This is a genomic window from Vibrio sp. A37, assembly GCF_059777565.1.
In genome coordinates, this window is the sequence record NZ_JBLNLI010000006.1 from 204,037 (window position 1) to 222,478 (window position 18,442).

At 43.7% G+C, this 18,442-nt stretch carries 13 protein-coding genes and 2 tRNA genes; 4 read left to right on the forward strand and 11 right to left on the reverse strand.

Annotated elements, in window-relative coordinates; all coding sequences use genetic code 11:
• Positions 1-16 precede the first annotated feature (16 nt).
• The 4 genes from ACM2FC_RS12750 (at position 17) to ACM2FC_RS12765 (ending at position 6,696) form a co-directional block, all read left to right on the forward strand.
• On the forward strand, positions 17-1,429 hold the full coding sequence (locus ACM2FC_RS12750; RefSeq protein ID WP_498481306.1) for an FAD-dependent oxidoreductase: 1,413 nt from the start codon (positions 17-19) through the stop codon (positions 1,427-1,429).
• Positions 1,430-1,641: 212 nt separating this feature from the next.
• A complete protein-coding gene (locus ACM2FC_RS12755; RefSeq protein WP_498481307.1) occupies positions 1,642-5,199 on the forward strand; it encodes a T6SS effector BTH_I2691 family protein in 3,558 nt (1,185 codons plus the stop codon).
• 2 nt (positions 5,200-5,201) lie between these two features.
• Positions 5,202-6,134 carry an immunity protein TsiV2 protein gene (locus ACM2FC_RS12760; RefSeq protein ID WP_498481308.1) on the forward strand — a complete coding sequence of 311 codons (933 nt, stop codon included), beginning with the start codon at positions 5,202-5,204 and terminating at the stop codon, positions 6,132-6,134.
• Between the two features lie 97 nt (positions 6,135-6,231).
• Positions 6,232-6,696: a DUF1499 domain-containing protein gene (locus ACM2FC_RS12765; RefSeq protein WP_498481309.1), complete on the forward strand. Its 465-nt coding sequence runs from the start codon at positions 6,232-6,234 to the stop codon at positions 6,694-6,696.
• A 63-nt stretch (positions 6,697-6,759) separates the two neighbouring features.
• Here the strand turns inward: ACM2FC_RS12765 and truB are convergent, their stop codons facing one another.
• From truB to ftsH, 11 genes are all read right to left on the reverse strand, one after another.
• Complete coding sequence (truB, locus tag ACM2FC_RS12770; protein WP_498481310.1) at positions 6,760-7,695, reverse strand: tRNA pseudouridine(55) synthase TruB; 936 nt, start codon at positions 7,693-7,695, stop codon at positions 6,760-6,762.
• Entirely contained in the window at positions 7,695-8,117 is a 423-nt protein-coding gene (rbfA, locus tag ACM2FC_RS12775; protein WP_498481311.1) for a 30S ribosome-binding factor RbfA, read from the reverse strand. The genes truB and rbfA overlap by 1 nt, the downstream gene beginning before the upstream one ends.
• An 88-nt stretch (positions 8,118-8,205) precedes the next feature.
• Positions 8,206-10,917: a translation initiation factor IF-2 gene (gene infB / locus ACM2FC_RS12780; RefSeq protein ID WP_498481312.1), complete on the reverse strand. Its 2,712-nt coding sequence runs from the start codon at positions 10,915-10,917 to the stop codon at positions 8,206-8,208.
• Positions 10,918-10,938: 21 nt separating this feature from the next.
• The gene (gene nusA / locus ACM2FC_RS12785; RefSeq protein WP_498481313.1) at positions 10,939-12,426 is read right to left on the reverse strand and encodes a transcription termination factor NusA; all 1,488 of its coding nucleotides are present in this window, start codon (positions 12,424-12,426) and stop codon (positions 10,939-10,941) included.
• Between the two features lie 36 nt (positions 12,427-12,462).
• On the reverse strand, positions 12,463-12,918 hold the full coding sequence (gene rimP, locus ACM2FC_RS12790; protein ID WP_498481314.1) for a ribosome maturation factor RimP: 456 nt from the start codon (positions 12,916-12,918) through the stop codon (positions 12,463-12,465).
• A 258-nt stretch (positions 12,919-13,176) separates the two neighbouring features.
• Positions 13,177-13,253: transfer RNA gene (locus tag ACM2FC_RS12795), tRNA-Met, on the reverse strand.
• A gap of 55 nt (positions 13,254-13,308) precedes the next feature.
• Positions 13,309-13,392: transfer RNA gene (locus ACM2FC_RS12800), tRNA-Leu, on the reverse strand.
• Between the two features lie 15 nt (positions 13,393-13,407).
• Positions 13,408-13,776 carry a preprotein translocase subunit SecG gene (secG, locus tag ACM2FC_RS12805; protein WP_498481316.1) on the reverse strand — a complete coding sequence of 123 codons (369 nt, stop codon included), beginning with the start codon at positions 13,774-13,776 and terminating at the stop codon, positions 13,408-13,410.
• 245 nt (positions 13,777-14,021) lie between these two features.
• Positions 14,022-15,362 carry a phosphoglucosamine mutase gene (gene glmM / locus ACM2FC_RS12810; protein WP_498481317.1) on the reverse strand — a complete coding sequence of 447 codons (1,341 nt, stop codon included), beginning with the start codon at positions 15,360-15,362 and terminating at the stop codon, positions 14,022-14,024.
• 71 nt (positions 15,363-15,433) lie between these two features.
• A complete protein-coding gene (gene folP / locus ACM2FC_RS12815; protein ID WP_498481318.1) occupies positions 15,434-16,264 on the reverse strand; it encodes a dihydropteroate synthase in 831 nt (276 codons plus the stop codon).
• Between the two features lie 108 nt (positions 16,265-16,372).
• The gene (gene ftsH, locus ACM2FC_RS12820; RefSeq protein ID WP_498481319.1) at positions 16,373-18,340 is read right to left on the reverse strand and encodes an ATP-dependent zinc metalloprotease FtsH; all 1,968 of its coding nucleotides are present in this window, start codon (positions 18,338-18,340) and stop codon (positions 16,373-16,375) included.
• Positions 18,341-18,442 lie beyond the last annotated feature (102 nt).

Below are 18,442 nucleotides of genomic sequence, written 5' to 3' on the forward strand. Positions count from 1 at the left end.
AAGGAGCCAGAATTAAATGAGCCAGAATGTTTACCAGTTTATCGATGTGAACCGCGTAGACCCAGCGAAGAAGCCTCTGAAAAAGAGAAAAATCGAATTCGTTGAAATCTATGAACCATTCACAAAACAACAAGCCACCGCGCAAGCCGATCGCTGCCTAGATTGTGGTAACCCATACTGTGAGTGGAAATGCCCAGTTCACAACTATATTCCTCAATGGTTAAAGCTTGCCAATGAAGGTCGTATTATCGAAGCGGCAGAGCTATCGCATCAAACCAATAGCCTGCCAGAAGTTTGCGGCCGCGTTTGCCCACAAGATCGCTTGTGCGAAGGTTCCTGTACGTTAAATGACGATTTTGGCGCTGTCACTATCGGTAATATCGAAAAATACATTACCGATGAAGCGTTCAAAATGGGCTGGAAACCTGACATGTCTAATGTCGAGTGGACAGACAAAAAAGTCGCGATCGTTGGCGCAGGCCCAGCCGGCCTTGCTGCCGCCGATATCTTAGTTCGCAATGGCGTAAAGCCAGTTGTCTTTGACCGCTACCCAGAGATTGGCGGCCTACTCACTTTCGGTATCCCCTCATTCAAGCTTGAAAAAGAGGTGATGGAAAATAGACGTAAGATCTTCACTGAAATGGGTGTGGAATTTAAGCTCAGTGTTGAAGTTGGCAAAGACATCTCTTTTACTGAACTCGTTGACGACTATGATGCGGTATTCCTTGGTGTGGGCACATATAAAAATATGCGTGCTGGCCTAGAGAACGAGGATGCACAAGGCGTTTATGACGCACTACCATTTTTGATTTCTAACACCTACAAAGTGATGAACTTTGAAAGTGATCAACCGTTCATTGATATGGCAGGTAAAAAGGTCGTCGTTCTCGGTGGTGGTGATACCGCGATGGACTGTGTGCGCACTTCTGTTCGACAAGGTGCGAGCAATGTGATTTGCGCTTACCGCAGAGATGAAAGCAACATGCCGGGCTCTCGCCGAGAAGTGAAAAACGCTAAAGAAGAAGGCGTGAACTTTATGTTTAACTTGCAACCTCTTGGTATCGAAGTCGACGGTTCAGGCAAGGTTACAGGTGTTAAAGTCGTGAAAACTGCTTTAGGTGAACCTGATGAAGCGGGTCGTCGCAGACCGGAGCCTGTTGAAGGAAGTGAGCATGTATTGGCTGCTGATACCGTAATCATGGCATTTGGTTTCCAACCTCACCGCATGGACTGGCTAGAACCGTTCGACGTCGAGCTCGATCAATGGGGCCGAATCAAAGCGCCAAACGATCAAGAGTTTATGTATCAAACCAGCAACAAGAAGATCTTTGCTGGCGGGGATGCGGTTCGTGGCTCAGATTTAGTGGTGACTGCGATTGACGAAGGCCGCAAAGCAGCCGAAGGTATTCTTGATTACCTAGAAGTGTAAAATTGCCAATAATAAAGCATTTCAAGGGCCTGATTTCAGGCCCTTTTTATTTCTCAATAACTTAAAAGAATTTCCAAGAAATTAGAACTCTTACCAAGCTTTCAATTTTCCAACAAAGTTAGCAGCGCAACCCATTGATAAACAAAGGCATATCATTGGCATTGCACTTGCTAAATATCATTTCATTGAAATAATTGATTTGGTTAAGATTTGTGAGCAAAAGCTACCCTTTTCCACCCCAAACATCTATGTTTTGGCAGCACAGCGACTATTCCTACCAAGAAGCAGAAAAAGCGTTTGATAAAGATGGTACGTTGCAGCAATTTGTTAAGCTCAGACAAAGCCCTTCTGACGATATAAATGGCCTGCCACCAAAACACAGTATGTATTGGCAGGGGAAAACAGAGAAAATATCACAGGAACCAGAACCTGCTCAGCCAGAGACCTTAGACCTAACGCCAAAGAAAGAACCAGAAGAAGCTAACACTCATTTTATTCCAGTTCGCTATGCCATTGACCAAATGGACGAGCCAGACAGCACACCAGTGCAAAAGCCATTTGGGTTACCAGACGATTGGCAAGGACAAGGCCCGTTGGGTCAGCATTTGAAAACCTCGAGCTACACATTGCGTCAACTTCGAGATGGCTGGCTGTATATCTATGATAAAGCCAACCAAACCCTCGACGAATATCTGGTTCAAGGAAACAACTTTACTTTCTACAAGCCTTTGCCAAATGAAAATCCTGATACAGAAACTCGCGGTGAAACGCAGCAGAGCAAAACCTATCTTAGCTACCCAAAAGATAGCGTGCTATCTCTAATGTATTCCACACATCGATGGACGTGGATCAAATACTTATACGTTTTAAACAATATTGGCGCTCATACCCAACACATGCAAACCATTATCTTAACCGATGAGCATCCCACCAACCACGTTGGCCCAATCAGCCTACTTGGACAAGTCGCTGATATCGAAATATCCCCTGTAGAAGATGGCAGATTTTCTTTAAGTGGAGTGATGACCCAATCCAGTGATGATCAACAAGATGATACTAGCCAGATAGAAATCAAACCCATTGCTAGCCTAAGCAACCTAGTTGAGGGTTTACCAACAGCAGAGCCTGCTTTCGTTGTCGCTATCAATGATCTCATAGCCGATGGTCAAGATATCTCTGCAAGACATGCCTACTATGCATCGACCTATAAACACGTTGAAGAGCAAACCGCGAACCAATGGGCTCTAATGCAAGCCGTCATGACGTTAACCATGTTTGGTGCCAGCGATGAAACTCGCTTTCCATACAACGTTAGAAAGGAGAATAAAGAGATAGAATTTTATGCCGACATGGCGGAATACTATCAAAATAAACAAGAGCTCAAAGATGCCATCAAGCACAGTCAAAATCGCTCGTCGAATTCCATCTATGCCTATCAACAAGCTGCCCACGCGGCAAGTGAGCCGAAAATAGCGCAGTCCGCTCAATCGATCAGAGACAAATACAATCTTAGCCCTGACAGTTTTAATCGCTTCGGCGATTGGATGGCAACTGACCGCTATCGCAAACAAATAGATTGGAAAAAGCTGCTCGAAGAAATGCAAACCATTGTTTGCCAGCGAGACCAATATCTACCTGAAATTCAAGCCAGTAAACAAGACTTACAACGCTATAACGATTATCTCAACGGTTTTCGCTGTGAAGCTTTGTTTGATTTGTATGGTGTTGGTACTCAATGTGCCTTGCAAACTTTGCACATTCAGTTAGCCGAAACCTTCACACTGCTTTTGAGTGAAGAGGACCAAAGCTGGTTGGCGGAAAAACTGGATGCTCAGAATTCCTATATAGCGCTCTATACCACTGGCTTTAGTCACTCTCTATATCAAGCGCTGCAGGAAAATCACTTTTATCCCAACACGCAGGCAATACTCAATACCGAAGAAAACGATGAAAACGCATGGAAAAACTTGGTCGACCTTTCTTCAAATTGGACACTGGGAACCAGCGTATACACATCGATGAGCAATTTTATTCAAGCTCCAGATATTCAAGAGACAAAAATACTCGGTGATGTAGCGAAAGGCTTTAAAAGCCTAGATAAGATAATACTCGCATTTGGCGACGCTTTACTCAAAGGAACGAAAGATATCGGCGTAAGTGCTATCGCTCATTCATCATCGCTACTTCTCTCAGCCATACCCAAAACGTTCAGTTCCCAGCAAGTAATGTGGATGATCGTTGCAGCGGAAAAAATGGCGCAAGGCACTCACTTTGCCATTTACAAAGATTTTAAAGACCAAACTCTAGAATGGCGAAATAGCGTCATCCAGCTTGAAAATAAAATAAGTCAAACCAAAGGCATCATCGAAAGATACAATCTAAATCGTTCAAAAGGCACAGTTTCACGCCAAAGATACAACAAAGCGACCAAGGAGCTTCTAAGCCTTCAACATAAGTTTGCCGTAACCGTGAATAGCCCTCCAGTCATGGTAGCCGAGACTCAAGCAATCACTAAAACAATCAGACAAAGCTTAAATGAACTTATTGAAGGTAAAGCGGATAGCTTTAAACAAAGGCTTTCAAAGGTTGGCGGTTTAGGGTTTATCGCATTGATATTAAACTCTATCGTTCTAGCCGATACTTTAATCACCCTTGATAAAACAGGGTTAGCGACAAAAGATGAATGGCAAAATATTGGGCAAATGACATTTTACACCGCGGCAGCTTGGTCGGGGATACGAGCCTCAAACGCTTGGGCTCCGATTAAAGGAAATCAGATTTTAAGAAATAGCTCTCTTCGCTCTTTGCAAACCTTAATAATGAGGGAGAAACTCCAAGGTGCGAGTGCACTTGATTTATCAAATGCGAAATATTTTACTAAATGGTTAACTACTACAGCTTCTCTGGGACTTATTGCAACTAGCATTGAAGGCTATAGAGCTTGGAGTAATATCGATAAAACTAAGGGACTTGAAAAGTGGCTAAATAGAGCTAAGTTTGGTGCTTTAATACTAAATGTAGCAGCACTTGGAATACAAGTTATAGGCGGTACATTTGGAGTCTTTACTATTTCATTTATGATGGGCCCAATCATTATGGGTGCCTTTTTCTTAGCCTCTTTGGCACTACTCTTTACTGATTTCGCTCTGCAATCAATTAAAAGAGACGAATATCAAAAATGGCTTTTTTACTCACCTTGGAGCTACAGCGAAAAACGACTTCAATGGAAAAATAATCATTTAAATCAAAAAATTGCAAAGAAAGAATCACAAAGACTAGAAAAGATAATTTTTCAGCCAAGCATCATTCAAAAGCCTATTGAACTTATAGAACCATACTATCATTACACCCGAAAAGAGCTTGTCGGTGTAGAAGTAAGCATCCATATTCCGAAAAAATATGCACTACAAGGAGTTCTGATTACCACCAATTCAAGTAGTTATGAAAGAGCAATAGAACAGGGAAAATGGTTAGTAGATGATCTGAATACAAAAAGCAAAAACATTAGCTCAAACCTAAATGAAGTTCTTGTCTATCATATGACCTTGCCTATTGGCAACGAGCAAAGTTTTTTATCAATAAAACTGGACTATTTGTCTGCTATCGATCCAAGTAATGATTCTCAAAGTGACAATATACAGTTCAGCTACTTTTTACAGCATGTCATTTTTAAACAATCAGAATACACTGCTCTCACTGACCCAGAAAAAATAGAAAAATGTCAGGCGAATATCCAAGGCGAGCCCGTCATCATATGTGCAAGGAGTTAAGCTTGGCCTATTTACCTTTTTATATCACCCCTGAGCAGTTTCAGGAATACCAACAACAACGCTCTGAAGATATTGCAAGTGAACCGGATGTCACGCACTGGATGTGCAAAAATGTCGAACATAACTTTCGTCATCTTCGTGCCATTATCTGGGTTGTACCAATACTAATGACTGCTCTAGTTTTTGGTGGAGTAATGACATTTTCAAGTGATCGACCAGTTTGGCTTATATCTAATCCAGATATTTATTTACTTATCATTCCTTTGATTATTGCTGGGTGGGCTGGCTACCTCAGCTATGGTATAGACGACCGATATGACTATACCCTTTCCTCTGCTGGCCTACTTTACCAAAAACGCTTAGATGAGCCTTTATGGGGGCCAAGGTTTGTACAGATAATGGCTTATATAGGCTGCGGTGCTTGTATTCTCGCCGTCGCAATAATGGGGCCAATGGCTCTAGCTGGATCTGGAGGCTTTCTTCTGCTTGCCTTTATGAGCACTAAAAAAAGAGAGATTCGCATCGATGAATACATTATCCCTTCAGAGCAGTTTCTGTTTGTTCGTCACCATAAAAAGAGGAGGGTATTTTGCCTCTACTCGAAATATGATGTTTGCGAAGATTCTTTAGAGCAACCTGAATCTGTATTTCGTGTTCATACCAAAGAAGACAGCTGTCTTTTTTATAAAAATGACCAGCAACTTTCAGCTATTAAACAAATACTTTTGGGCTTAAATGTCCCCTATGAAGAAGTAGATGATGTAGAGTTAATTTTCGACTTTCACAAATCACCGAAGTGCTTTTACGAACTTACAATGGCTAAGCAAGTATTCCACCGAAAAGAAGCCTTAACTCGATTCAACAATCCACCACCAACAGGAAAGTCTCAGGAGCAAGTAAACAAAGAAACAGAAGAGCTGTTTAGTAATATTTAGATTTAGATTTCACCAAACACATTTGATGCCCTTCACTTTATATACCAGATTCGAATGCTATGGTTAAAACAACACTTAAGTAATTGATTACATATCGATGCTAAAAACAAACTATCTGGTACTAACTTTAGCTGCTGCTTCCCTTGCTGGATGTAGCCAAGGAGTTTCAAATATGAAAAGCCGCGTAGAGCTGCCTTGTGGGGATAAGCCAAATTGTGTTTCTACGCAGGATCTGCGTAAAGAGTATCGGCTCGATCCTTATGTGCTCAGAAAAGGCGTAACCATTGATCAAATTGAAGCCGCCGCATTAACTCTGCCCCGATCTAAAGTTACCAGCAAAACTGGTGACTATCTGCATATCACTTGTACCACTAGAATTATGCGATTTGTCGATGATCTTGAGCTTGAAATAAAAGGCGAGAAACTGCTGGTTCGATCTGAATCTCGAGTTGGTTATTCAGATTTTGGTGTCAATCGCGAGCGAGCCGATGAGCTACGCAAAATCTTACTTGAGAAAGATCTGATACACCCAGACGATCTGGTTAAGCACTATTCAAAATAAACTTTACGGCATAAAAAAACCAAAGCCTAAGCTTTGGTTTTTCGTCTGCAATATGATGCAAGACTATCTAAACACAACCAATCGTTTTGGTGCGATTCGACCATCATCATCGATTTCTGCCACACCGATAAACTGGCGCTCTTCACCAGAAGTCATGCGTACAAAACCTTCACTTGGTGCACCGAAGACTTGCACAGGCTGACCATGCTGAACCATATCGGTTAACTCTGGAATCAAGTTGACTTCAGCTAGAGACTCAACAGCTGTATCCATTGGCATTAGAATTGGGTCGAGAAGTAAACGCGGCTCAATCTCTTGCTCTCTCGCTTGCTCTAGCAAAGCATTGAGCTGCTCAAGTGTGACCATTTTATCGACTGGGTAGTTAGCAACGCCAGTACGACGTAAATACGTCACATGAGCACCACAACCCAGCATTTCACCAAGATCGTCAGTAATGGTTCGGATATAGGTACCTTTTGAGCAGTGAATTTCCATCTCAACTTCATCGCCTTCAAAGCGCAGCAGTTCGATAGAATAGACGGTGATCTTGCGCGCTTCACGTGGTACTTCAACGCCTTCTCGAGCGTATTCGTACAGCGGGCGACCTTGATGTTTCAATGCAGAAAACATTGAAGGCACTTGGTCAGTTTCACCTTTGAACGTCTCGATGCATTCAAGTAAGCGCTCTTTAGTGACATTTACTTCGCGAGTTTCTACCACTTCACCATCGGAGTCAGAGGTGTTGGTACGCTCACCTAGTTTGGCAATCACAACATAGCGCTTATCTGAATCAAGAAGAAACTGAGAGAACTTGGTTGCTTCACCAAGGCAGATCGGAAGCATGCCAGTTGCTAGTGGGTCAAGCGCACCTGTATGACCTGCTTTTTCAGCAAAGTAGATACGCTTAACTTTTTGCAACGCGTCGTTGGATGAGATCCCAGTCGGTTTATCCAGTAACACTATGCCATTGACTGGACGGCCTTTACGACGTCTTGCCATTACGCCTCTCCTGACTCTTCAGAACCAGGTTGTTCATCTGCACGACCTGATTCTTTTTGCTTACGCTTATCTTCGCTCAGCACTTCGCTTACCAAATTAGACATACGCATACCTTCAACTAGGGTACTGTCATATTGGAAACGAATTTCAGGTGTTAGACGCAGGCGAATACGCTTGCCAAGCATCATACGAATATGACCTTCATGCTCTTTCAAAGCATTCAAACAACTTTCAGGAGTCTGTTCGCCAACACAAAGGAAAGTGACAAATACTTTGGCGTAAGCCAAGTCTCTTGATACTTCAACGTCAGAAATAGTGACCATTCCAATACGTGAATCTCTCACTTCACGTTGAAGGATAACAGCTAGCTCTTTTTGTAGCTGTTGGGATACCCGCTGAGTGCGGCTAAATTCTTTTGACATATCTTTTCTCACAATAGAAAGAATGGGGGGATGGTTCTAACCAGCCCCCCATGGTGTATTTAACAACCAATTAAATGATGTCAGTCAATTAGTCTAAAGTACGTTTAACTTCAACAACTTCGAATACTTCAATTTGGTCACCCACGCGAACGTCATTGTAGTTCTTAACGCCGATACCACATTCGTAGCCGTTTTTCACTTCTTGAACATCGTCTTTAAAGCGACGTAGTGACTCAAGTTCACCTTCGTAGATAACCACGTTATCACGTAGTACGCGGATCGGGTTGTTACGCTTAATGATACCTTCAGTAACCATACAACCTGCAATCGCGCCAAGTTTTGGTGACTTGAACACGTCACGAACTTCTGCAAGACCACTGATTTCTTGTTTGAATTCAGGAGCAAGCATACCGCCCATCGCTTGTTTCACTTCGTCAATCAATTGATAGATGATTGAGTAGTAGCGAAGATCTAAGTTCTCAGACTCAACTGTACGGCGAGCAGTTGCATCAGCACGAACGTTAAAGCCAAGGATGATTGCATTTGAAGCTGCTGCGAGTACTGCATCAGTTTCAGTAATACCACCCACACCAGAACCAACGATGTTCACTTTCACTTCATCAGTTGATAGTTTCAGTAGTGAATCAGCAATCGCTTCTACAGAGCCTTGAACGTCTGCTTTAAGAACAACGTTAAGTTCTGCAACATCACCGGCAGCCATGTTAGAGAACATGTTCTCTAGTTTCGCTTTTTGTTGACGTGCTAGTTTCACGTCGCGGAACTTACCTTGACGGTAGTTCGCAACTTCACGTGCTTTACGCTCATCACGTACAACTGTCGCTTCATCACCAGAAGAAGGTACACCTGAAAGACCTAAGATCTCAACAGGGATAGATGGACCAGCTTCAGTAACTTCGTTACCGACTTCATCACGCATCGCACGTACACGGCCATACTCTTGACCACACAGTACAATGTCGCCTTTACGTAGCGTACCTGATTGAACAAGTACAGTAGCAACTGGACCACGGCCTTTATCAAGGCGAGATTCAACGACAACACCAGAAGCCATACCATCAGCGACTGCTGTTAGTTCAAGAACTTCAGCTTGCAGTAGAATTGCTTCTAGAAGACCTTCGATGTTAGTACCTTGTTTCGCAGAGATGTGAACAAACATGTTCTCACCGCCCCACTCTTCAGGGATTACATCGTACTGTGCTAGTTCGTTCTTAACGTTATCTGGGTTCGCATCTTCTTTATCGATTTTGTTCACAGCAACAATTAGTGGCACTTCTGCCGCTTTTGCGTGCTGGATAGCTTCGATAGTTTGAGGCATCACACCATCGTCAGCCGCAACAACCAAAATTACGATATCTGTCGCTTGAGCACCACGAGCACGCATTGCAGTAAATGCTGCGTGTCCAGGAGTATCAAGGAACGTAATCATGCCGTTGTCAGTTTCAACGTGGTATGCACCAATGTGCTGTGTAATACCGCCCGCTTCGCCAGATGCAACGTGAGCACGACGAATGTAATCAAGCGTCGATGTCTTACCGTGGTCAACGTGACCCATGATAGTTACAACAGGTGCACGGTGAATTGCTTCAGCATCGTGGTCGCGATCAGAAAGTACCGCTTCTTCAAGTTCGTTCTCTTTACGTAGAACAACTTTGTGGCCCATTTCTTCCGCAACTAACTGCGCAGTTTCTTGGTCAATGACTTGGTTGATAGTTGCCATCGCACCCATCTTCATCATCACTTTGATGACTTCAGTACCTTTCACTGACATCTTGTTTGCTAGCTCAGAAACAACAATAGTTTCACCGATAACAACGTCTTGTTTAGCGACGGTCGCCGTTTTGTCGAAGCCGTGTTGCATAGAAGTTGGTTTAGCTAGCTTGCCTTTATTGCGACCTTTACCACGTTGGTTACGGCCACCACGATCGTTGTCTTGATCGTTAGCTGCTGTCTTTTTCTTCTTCTTGCGACGAGTATTCTCTTCACGACGATCTGCTTCATCTTCGGCTTCACGTGCATAACGTGAGGTCGTTACATGGTAATCTGTATCTTCCATATCACCCTTTTTCTTTTCTGCAGCAGACCAACGCTCTTTGTTTTTCTCAGCCATTTCGCGAGCTTCTTCAAGCTTGCGCTGACTTTCCTCTTCAGCTTTACGCCTAGCTTCTTCTTCCTGACGACGTTTAAGTTCGTCGGCCTCTATTTTTGCTGCTTCTTGCTTAGATTTATCTTCAGCATCACGTTCTGCATTTTGCTCTGCCTCACGTTTTGCTTTCTCTTGAGCTTCACGCTTCGCTTTTTCTTCAGCTTCACGTTTTACTTTCTCTTCCGCTTCACGCTTGGCTTTTTCTTCTGCTTCGCGCTTCGCTTTTTCTTCCGCTTCACGCTTAGCTTGCTCTTCAGCTTCACGTTTCGCATTTTCTTCCGCTTCACGTTTAGCTTGCTCTTCAGCTTCACGTTTCGCTTCATCTTCAATTGCACTGCGTTTTACGTAAGTGCGCTTTTTGCGCACTTCAACTTGAACGTTTTTACTCTTGCCGCCGCCAGCATTAACGCTTAGCGTGCTGCGAGTTTTACGCTGCAATGTCAGCCTAGTTGGAGAAGCATCACCTTGAGTATCACCATGCTCTTTCTTTAGGTGAGCAAGAAGCTGCTGCTTCTCGTCCTCAGTTACGTTATCCGCACTAGACTTTTTCATTCCTGCATCAGCAAGTTGTTCTAACAAACGGTCAACTGGCGTACCAATTTCGTCACTCAGTGTTTTAACTGTAAGTTCTGTCATACCGCTACCTCCTTGCTGAAATTATTCTTCGTCGCCAAACCAACAGATATTACGAGCTGCCATGATAAGTTCACCTGCACGCTCTTCTGTTAGTCCTTCGATACCTTCTAGTTCATCAATACCTTGGTCAGCCAAGTCTTCAAGGGTTGCAACCCCTTTAGCTGCCAATTTGAATGCCATTTCGCGCTCTAGGCCTTCAAGTGCTAGCAGATCTTCTGCTGGCTCTAGACCTTCAAACGATTCTTCTTGTGCCAGAGCAAGAGTCGTCAATGCCTCTTTTGCACGGCTACGTAGTTCTTCAACGATTTCTTCGTTTAACCCGTCAACTTCAAGTAGCTCGTTAACTGGTACATAAGCCACTTCTTCAAGAGTAGAGAAGCCTTCTTCTACAAGAAGCTCAGCGAAGTCTTGCTCGATATCAAGATACTTCATAAAGTTCTCGATAGAAGCTAAAGATTCTTCTTGGTGTTTCTTCTGTAGATCTTCAACTGTCATTACATTCAGTTCCCAACCGGTTAGTTGAGAAGCCAAACGTACATTTTGACCGTTACGGCCAATTGCCTGCGCCAAGTTGTCTGCTTCAACAGCGATGTCCATTGAGTGCGCATCTTCATCAACGATGATAGAAGCCACATCCGCTGGCGCCATTGCATTGATAACAAACTGAGCTGGGTTATCGTCCCAAAGCACGATATCGATACGCTCACCGCCAAGCTCGCCAGATACGGCTTGTACACGCGCACCACGCATGCCTACACAAGCACCGACTGGGTCAATACGCTTATCGTTAGTTTTCACAGCAATTTTTGCGCGAGAACCTGGGTCACGAGCTGCGCCACGAAGTTCAATTAGCTCCTCGCCAATTTCTGGAACTTCAACGCGGAAAAGCTCAGCCAACATTTCAGGCTTAGAACGCGTAATAAATAGTTGGAAACCACGCGCTTCTGGCTTAACAGAATAAAGTAGACCACGAACACGGTCACCAGCACGGAAGTTTTCACGTGGTAATTGATCTTCACGCAGAATGACAGCTTCAGCGTTATTACCCAAATCAAGAACGATAGTGTCACGGTTTACTTTCTTGACCACACCCGTTACTAGCTCACCTTCGTTATCGATGAACTGCTCAACTACCTGCGCACGCTCAGCTTCACGTACTTTTTGTACGATAACTTGCTTAGCAGTTTGCGTCGTAATACGGTCAAATGTCACTGACTCGATATCGTCTTCGACAAAGTCGCCTAGCTCGATGGTTTCATCGTCATACTGAGCGGCTTCCAGTGAAATTTGCTTGGTTGGGAACTCAACTTCTTCTACAACTTCCCAACGACGGAATGTATCGAACTCACCACTTCTGCGATCAATTTCAACACGAACATCGATATCCATTTCGTGTTTTTTCTTTGTTGATGTGGCGAGCGCAATCTCTAACGCTTCAAAAATACGCTCACGAGGTACTGCTTTCTCGTTAGAAACTGCCTCTACAACCGCTAAAATTTCTTTACTCATTTTATCTAGCCTCTTAAGCTCTTTTCTCTAGGAGAACTAAAATTTCGGGATCAGGTTAGCTTTCGAAATATTGCTTAGTGCAAATTGTTCTTCTTGTCCTTCAACGGTAATCGAAATGGTTTCGCCATCCACAGAGTGAATGTCACCTTTCCATTTTCTACGATTACCGACAGCCATTTTCAGAACAATGCTCACCTCGTGACCAATGAATTGCTCGTAGTGTGCTGCTTTAAAAAGTGGTCTTTCCAATCCTGGTGAAGAAACTTCAAGGTTATAAGCCACAGAAATTGGATCTTCGACATCCATTACAGCACTTACCTGATGGCTCACTTCCGCACAATCATCAACATTGATCCCATTTTCATGATCGATATAAATTCGCAATGTTGAATGTTCACCTGCGCGGATAAACTCTAATCCAACTAATTCATAGCCAGAAGCTTGTACTGGTGCTTCAAGCATTTCAGTAAGTTGCCTTTCTAAACCAGTCATTTAAACCACTCCAGAAACAAAAAAAGGGCTCAGAGCCCATTATAAATCCCAAGCATTATCTAAAATTCTCTCAGTATCTAGAACTGAAAAACTTTAGATAACAAAAAACCCCGAACGTCGGGGTTTTTTGTTGCTGGACCCTGATAAGTTAAACAATCCAATTTTAGACTAGCTTTTGTTCTTAGCTAGTTAAATTTACTTGCTTAACTGCAGTGACTCTTTCACTGCACAAACTTGTCCACTATCCGATTAGGATTTTGGTTGCGGGGGCCGGATTTGAACCGACGACCTTCGGGTTATGAGCCCGACGAGCTACCAAGCTGCTCCACCCCGCGTCCGACTTGCTGAGCATTATACGCTCTACAAAGTGTTTTACAAGTTTGTAAATCATGGTGCCGAGAGAGGGACTCGAACCCTCACACCTAAGGCACTAGCACCTCATGCTAGCGTGTCTACCAATTTCACCATCTCGGCATCAATAATTTGATTTTATTGAGGAATTTCGCTGTCTTTTTTAGCAGGAACTTCACTCGTTGTTTTCTCAGCGGCTTTCGGAGCCGTTGTGGTTTGCTGTTGCTGCTGTTGAACCACACCTTGTGCTGGGTCAACCCACTTCGAATCTGCTTTATGGGAAGTTGAAAGATTCCCTAAAACCAAGCTAAGAATAAAAAATGCTGTAGCTAGTACGGCAGTTGATCGAGTTAAAAAATTGCCCGAACCACTTGCACCAAATACTGTGTTTGATGCTCCAGAGCCAAACGAGGCTCCCATATCTGCGCCTTTACCTTGTTGAATCAACACTAGGCCAATTACACCGACTGCGACCAACAGGTAAATCACAAGTAGAATCGTAAACATGCTTTCCACCTATGTTCCAAATTGTTGAGCCAGCGAGCCGAAAATCATTATTCACAGGCAAAGCTAGCGACCTCCTTTGTTGAAGGCCGGGCAATACTAGCGAAACGCCGTCACGCTGACAAGTAAAAATTATAAAAAAGTCGTCTCTTGCTGTCCAAGCGACTAAAAAAGGGACAAAAGTATAAATTTTGCTCCCTTTTCAAACAAAATAACATCAACAGACTAAATAAAAATAAACTAATAAATTAGCAACTTGCCTTTACAGCTTCCGCTATTTTTAGAGCCGAAGAGCGAACCAACTGATCGTCTTCACCTTCTACCATCACTCTAAGTAGTGGTTCAGTTCCAGATTTACGAAGTAGCACCCGCCCTTTATCACCAAGTTCTGCTTCAACTTGTTCAACTACTGATTTCACGGCGTCCGCCTCAAGTGGGTTACTGTCACCGCTAAAACGCACATTTTCTAGTACTTGAGGGTATAAGGTCATACCTTGTGACAATTCATTTAGAGATTGCTCACTATCAACTACCGAAGCTAGCACTTGAAGCGCTGCAACAATTGCATCACCTGTGGTCACTTTATCGAGTAAAATAATATGCCCGGAGTTCTCAGCACCAACTTTCCAGCCATTCTCTAATAGCTGTTCCATCACGTAGCGATCACCAACCGCTGCACGGATAAGTGGAATACCAAGCTTCTCTAAGCCTTTTTCCATGCCTAGGTTGGTCATAAGCGTACCTACAACCCCACCTTCTAACTGGCCACGCCTTTGTAGATCGCGAGCGATAATAAATGCTATCTGATCGCCATCAACCTTGTTGCCAAGCTCATCGACCATGATCAAGCGATCACCATCTCCATCAAAGGCTAAACCAAGATCCGCTTTTTCTTCGACAACACGTTGCTGAAGCGCCTTAACATCAGTAGCACCAACTTTATCGTTTATATTAAGGCCATCAGGCTCTACACCCATCGCAATGATGTCTGCACCAAGTTCTCGAAATACATTAGGAGCAATGTGGTAAGTCGCACCATGCGCGCAATCAACGACGATTTTTAGACCAGCTAAGCTCAGCCTGTGTGGGAACGTGCTTTTACAGAACTCGATATAACGACCCGCAGCATCGGTTAAGCGACTTGCTTTACCAAGCTGAGCGGAATCAACACATTCGATATCTTTGTCCAGCTCAGCTTCGATGGCTAACTCAATATCATCTGGCAGCTTTGTGCCTTCCGAGGAAAAAAACTTAATACCGTTGTCATAATAAGGATTATGGGACGCAGAAATCACGATCCCTGCTTCAGCACGAAATGTTTGCGTTAAATAAGCGACCGCAGGTGTTGGCATTGGCCCAGTGAAGGTCGCTTTTAATCCCGCAGCGGCTAGGCCAGCTTCTAAGGCTGATTCAAGCATATAACCCGAGATACGTGTGTCCTTACCAATAATAACTTTCTTGGTACCTTGTTTAGCCAAGACTCGACCAGCGGCCCAACCTAGCTTAAGAACAAAATCGGGGGTAATTGGATATTGGCCTACTTTCCCACGTACACCGTCGGTGCCAAAATAACGTCTTTTATTCGACATATGACATTCCTATCTAAACTTCTAATGTCTATCTTGTTCAAGTCTGTCTTTATTTTACACTCAGACAAACCTTATAAATTCTGATGAGTGATATTAACGATTTTCATCGCATCAATTGTTTCTTGCACGTCATGGACACGAATAATCTGTGCCCCTTTCATTGCCGCTATGGTCGCGCACGCAATACTCGCGCCCAAGATTTCTGATGGTGACTTTTCTAGCAACTTAAAGATCATAGACTTACGCGACATACCCGCCAAGATTGGTAACTCTAAACTGTGCAATTGCTCTAGATGCGCTAATAAGTGGTAATTGTGTGGGATGGTTTTGCCAAACCCAAAACCCGGGTCGAGAATCAACTTATCACGACGAATACCAACTGATTCACAAGCAGCAATACGCTCATCCAAGAATGACTTAATCTCATCAACCACATTTTCATAGGTTGGATTTGCTTGCATAGTTCTTGGTTTGCCCTGCATATGCATTAAACAAATAGGTACATCAGCCTCTGCAGCCACTTGCAAAGCTCCCGGCTCACGCAAGGCACGAACATCGTTAATAAGATCGGCGCCGGCTTCAACCGCTTGCTTCATCACCTCGGCTTTGCTGGTATCAATTGAAATCCATACATCGTACTTTTGTCGTAAAGCTCGGATGATAGGAATAACCCGCTCAAGCTCTTCATCTAGCTCGACATCAGGTGCACCCGGACGAGTGGACTCGCCACCAATATCAATAATACTTGCGCCAGCCTCAATCATTTGCTCAGCTTGCTCAAGTGCTCTATCAATATTGTTAAATAGACCACCGTCAGAAAATGAATCTGGGGTCACATTTAATATTCCCATCACTTGAGGTGTGCTTAAATCCAACTGTTTATTTTTACTTTTGATAATCATAAAAATACTAATTTATCTAAGTTTTAAACAACTTATTCTCATTTAATTTCGAATAACAAAGAACAAAAAGCCCCGAGAAAAACTCGGGGCTTTTATTTAGACTAGAGACTATTCGCCGTCTTTTTTATCCGTTGGCTCGCTTGGCGCTGCCTCAGATGTTTCGACTGGCTTTTCAGAAGACTCAGCGACAGGTTTTTCTTCAGTCACTGGCTTTTTTTCTTCTGGTTTATTGTCGTCTGATTTGTTCGCTTGGTCACCCCAGCCAGCAGGCTCGCGGATGTCATCTTTGCGGTCCATCAAGTCATCAATTTGGCCAGCATCGATAGTTTCATATTTCATCAATGCATCTTTCATTGAGTGCATGATATCCATATTGTCTTCTAGGATTTGCTTAGCGCGGTCGTAGTTGCGATCAATGATAGTGCGAACTTCGTCATCGATAAGCTTCGCCGTATCGTCAGACATGTGTTTAGTTTGCGTTACACTTCGGCCTAAGAAGACTTCACCTTCTTCTTCAGCATAAAGAAGTGGGCCAAGCTTTTCTGAGAAACCCCATTGGGTCACCATCTTACGTGCAATGTCAGTAGCACGTTCGATATCATTCGATGCACCGGTTGATACTTTGTCTTTACCATAAATGATCTCTTCCGCTAAACGGCCGCCATAAAGGCTAGAAATCATCGACTCAAGGTGCTGGCGAGACATACTTACACGGTCTTGCTCTGGTAAGTACATGGTAACTCCCAACGCACGACCACGTGGAATAATCGATACTTTGTACACAGGATCGTGTTCAGGAACCAAACGGCCGACAATTGCGTGTCCTGCTTCATGGTAAGCTGTTGATTCTTTCGTTTCTTCCGACATCACCATTGATCGGCGCTCTGCACCCATCATGATTTTGTCTTTCGCCAGTTCAAATTCAACCATGGATACATTGCGTTTGTTGCCACGAGCTGCAAATAGCGCTGCTTCGTTCACCAAGTTTGCAAGATCTGCACCAGAGAAGCCCGGCGTACCACGTGCGATTAAAGATGGTTCAACATCGCCAGCTAGAGGCACTTTGCGCATGTGCACTTTAAGAATTTGCTCACGGCCACGTACATCTGGTAAACCAACGACTACTTGGCGGTCGAAACGACCAGGACGTAGTAACGCTGGGTCAAGAACATCTGGACGGTTAGTCGCTGCGATAACAATGATACCTTCGTTACCTTCGAAACCATCCATTTCAACCAACATTTGGTTGAGTGTTTGTTCACGTTCATCGTGACCGCCACCAACACCAGCACCACGTTGACGACCGACTGCATCAATTTCATCGATAAAGATGATACAAGGTGCAGCTTTTTTCGCTTGCTCGAACATGTCACGTACACGTGATGCACCGACACCAACGAACATTTCTACGAAGTCAGAACCCGAGATGGTAAAGAACGGTACTTTCGCTTCACCGGCAATCGCTTTAGCTAAAAGCGTCTTACCAGTACCAGGAGGACCAACCATCAACACACCAGTTGGAATTTTACCGCCTAGCTTTTGGAAACGACTTGGGTCACGCAGATAGTCAACCAGCTCTTTCACATCTTCTTTTGCTTCGTCACAACCAGCGACGTCTGCAAAAGTTGTTTTGATTTGCTCTTCACTCATCATGCGAGCTTTACTCTTACCGAAAGACATCGCGCCTTTACCGCCGCCGCCTTGCATTTGGCGCATGAAGAAAATCCACACACCAATCAGTAAAATCATTGGGAACCAAGAAATAAAGATTGTGCTGAGCAAGCTTTGCTCTTCAGGAGGCGTGCCCTTCACTTGCACATTTTGTTTAATCAAATCATCTAAGATTTTGTCGTCATAAACAGGCATATAAGTAGTGTATTTACCACTTACACCATTGCGCGTGAATGAGATCTGCTCACCTTTGAATGTCGCTTCTTGTATCTGGCCTTGGCCAACTTCGTGTACAAACGTGGTGTAGTCAACCGTCTTTCCATCGTTGCTGCCAGGTCCAAAGCTTTGGAACACTGACATCAAAACTACAGCAATAACAAGCCACAGAATTAAATTTTTTGCCATGTCACTCAAGGTGTCAGCCTCTCGATAACTAATTGTAATTAAAGGTAGGGTACTACAGTTTCAAAGCTGTAGCTATACTATAAAATTTAACATTTAGAGGTA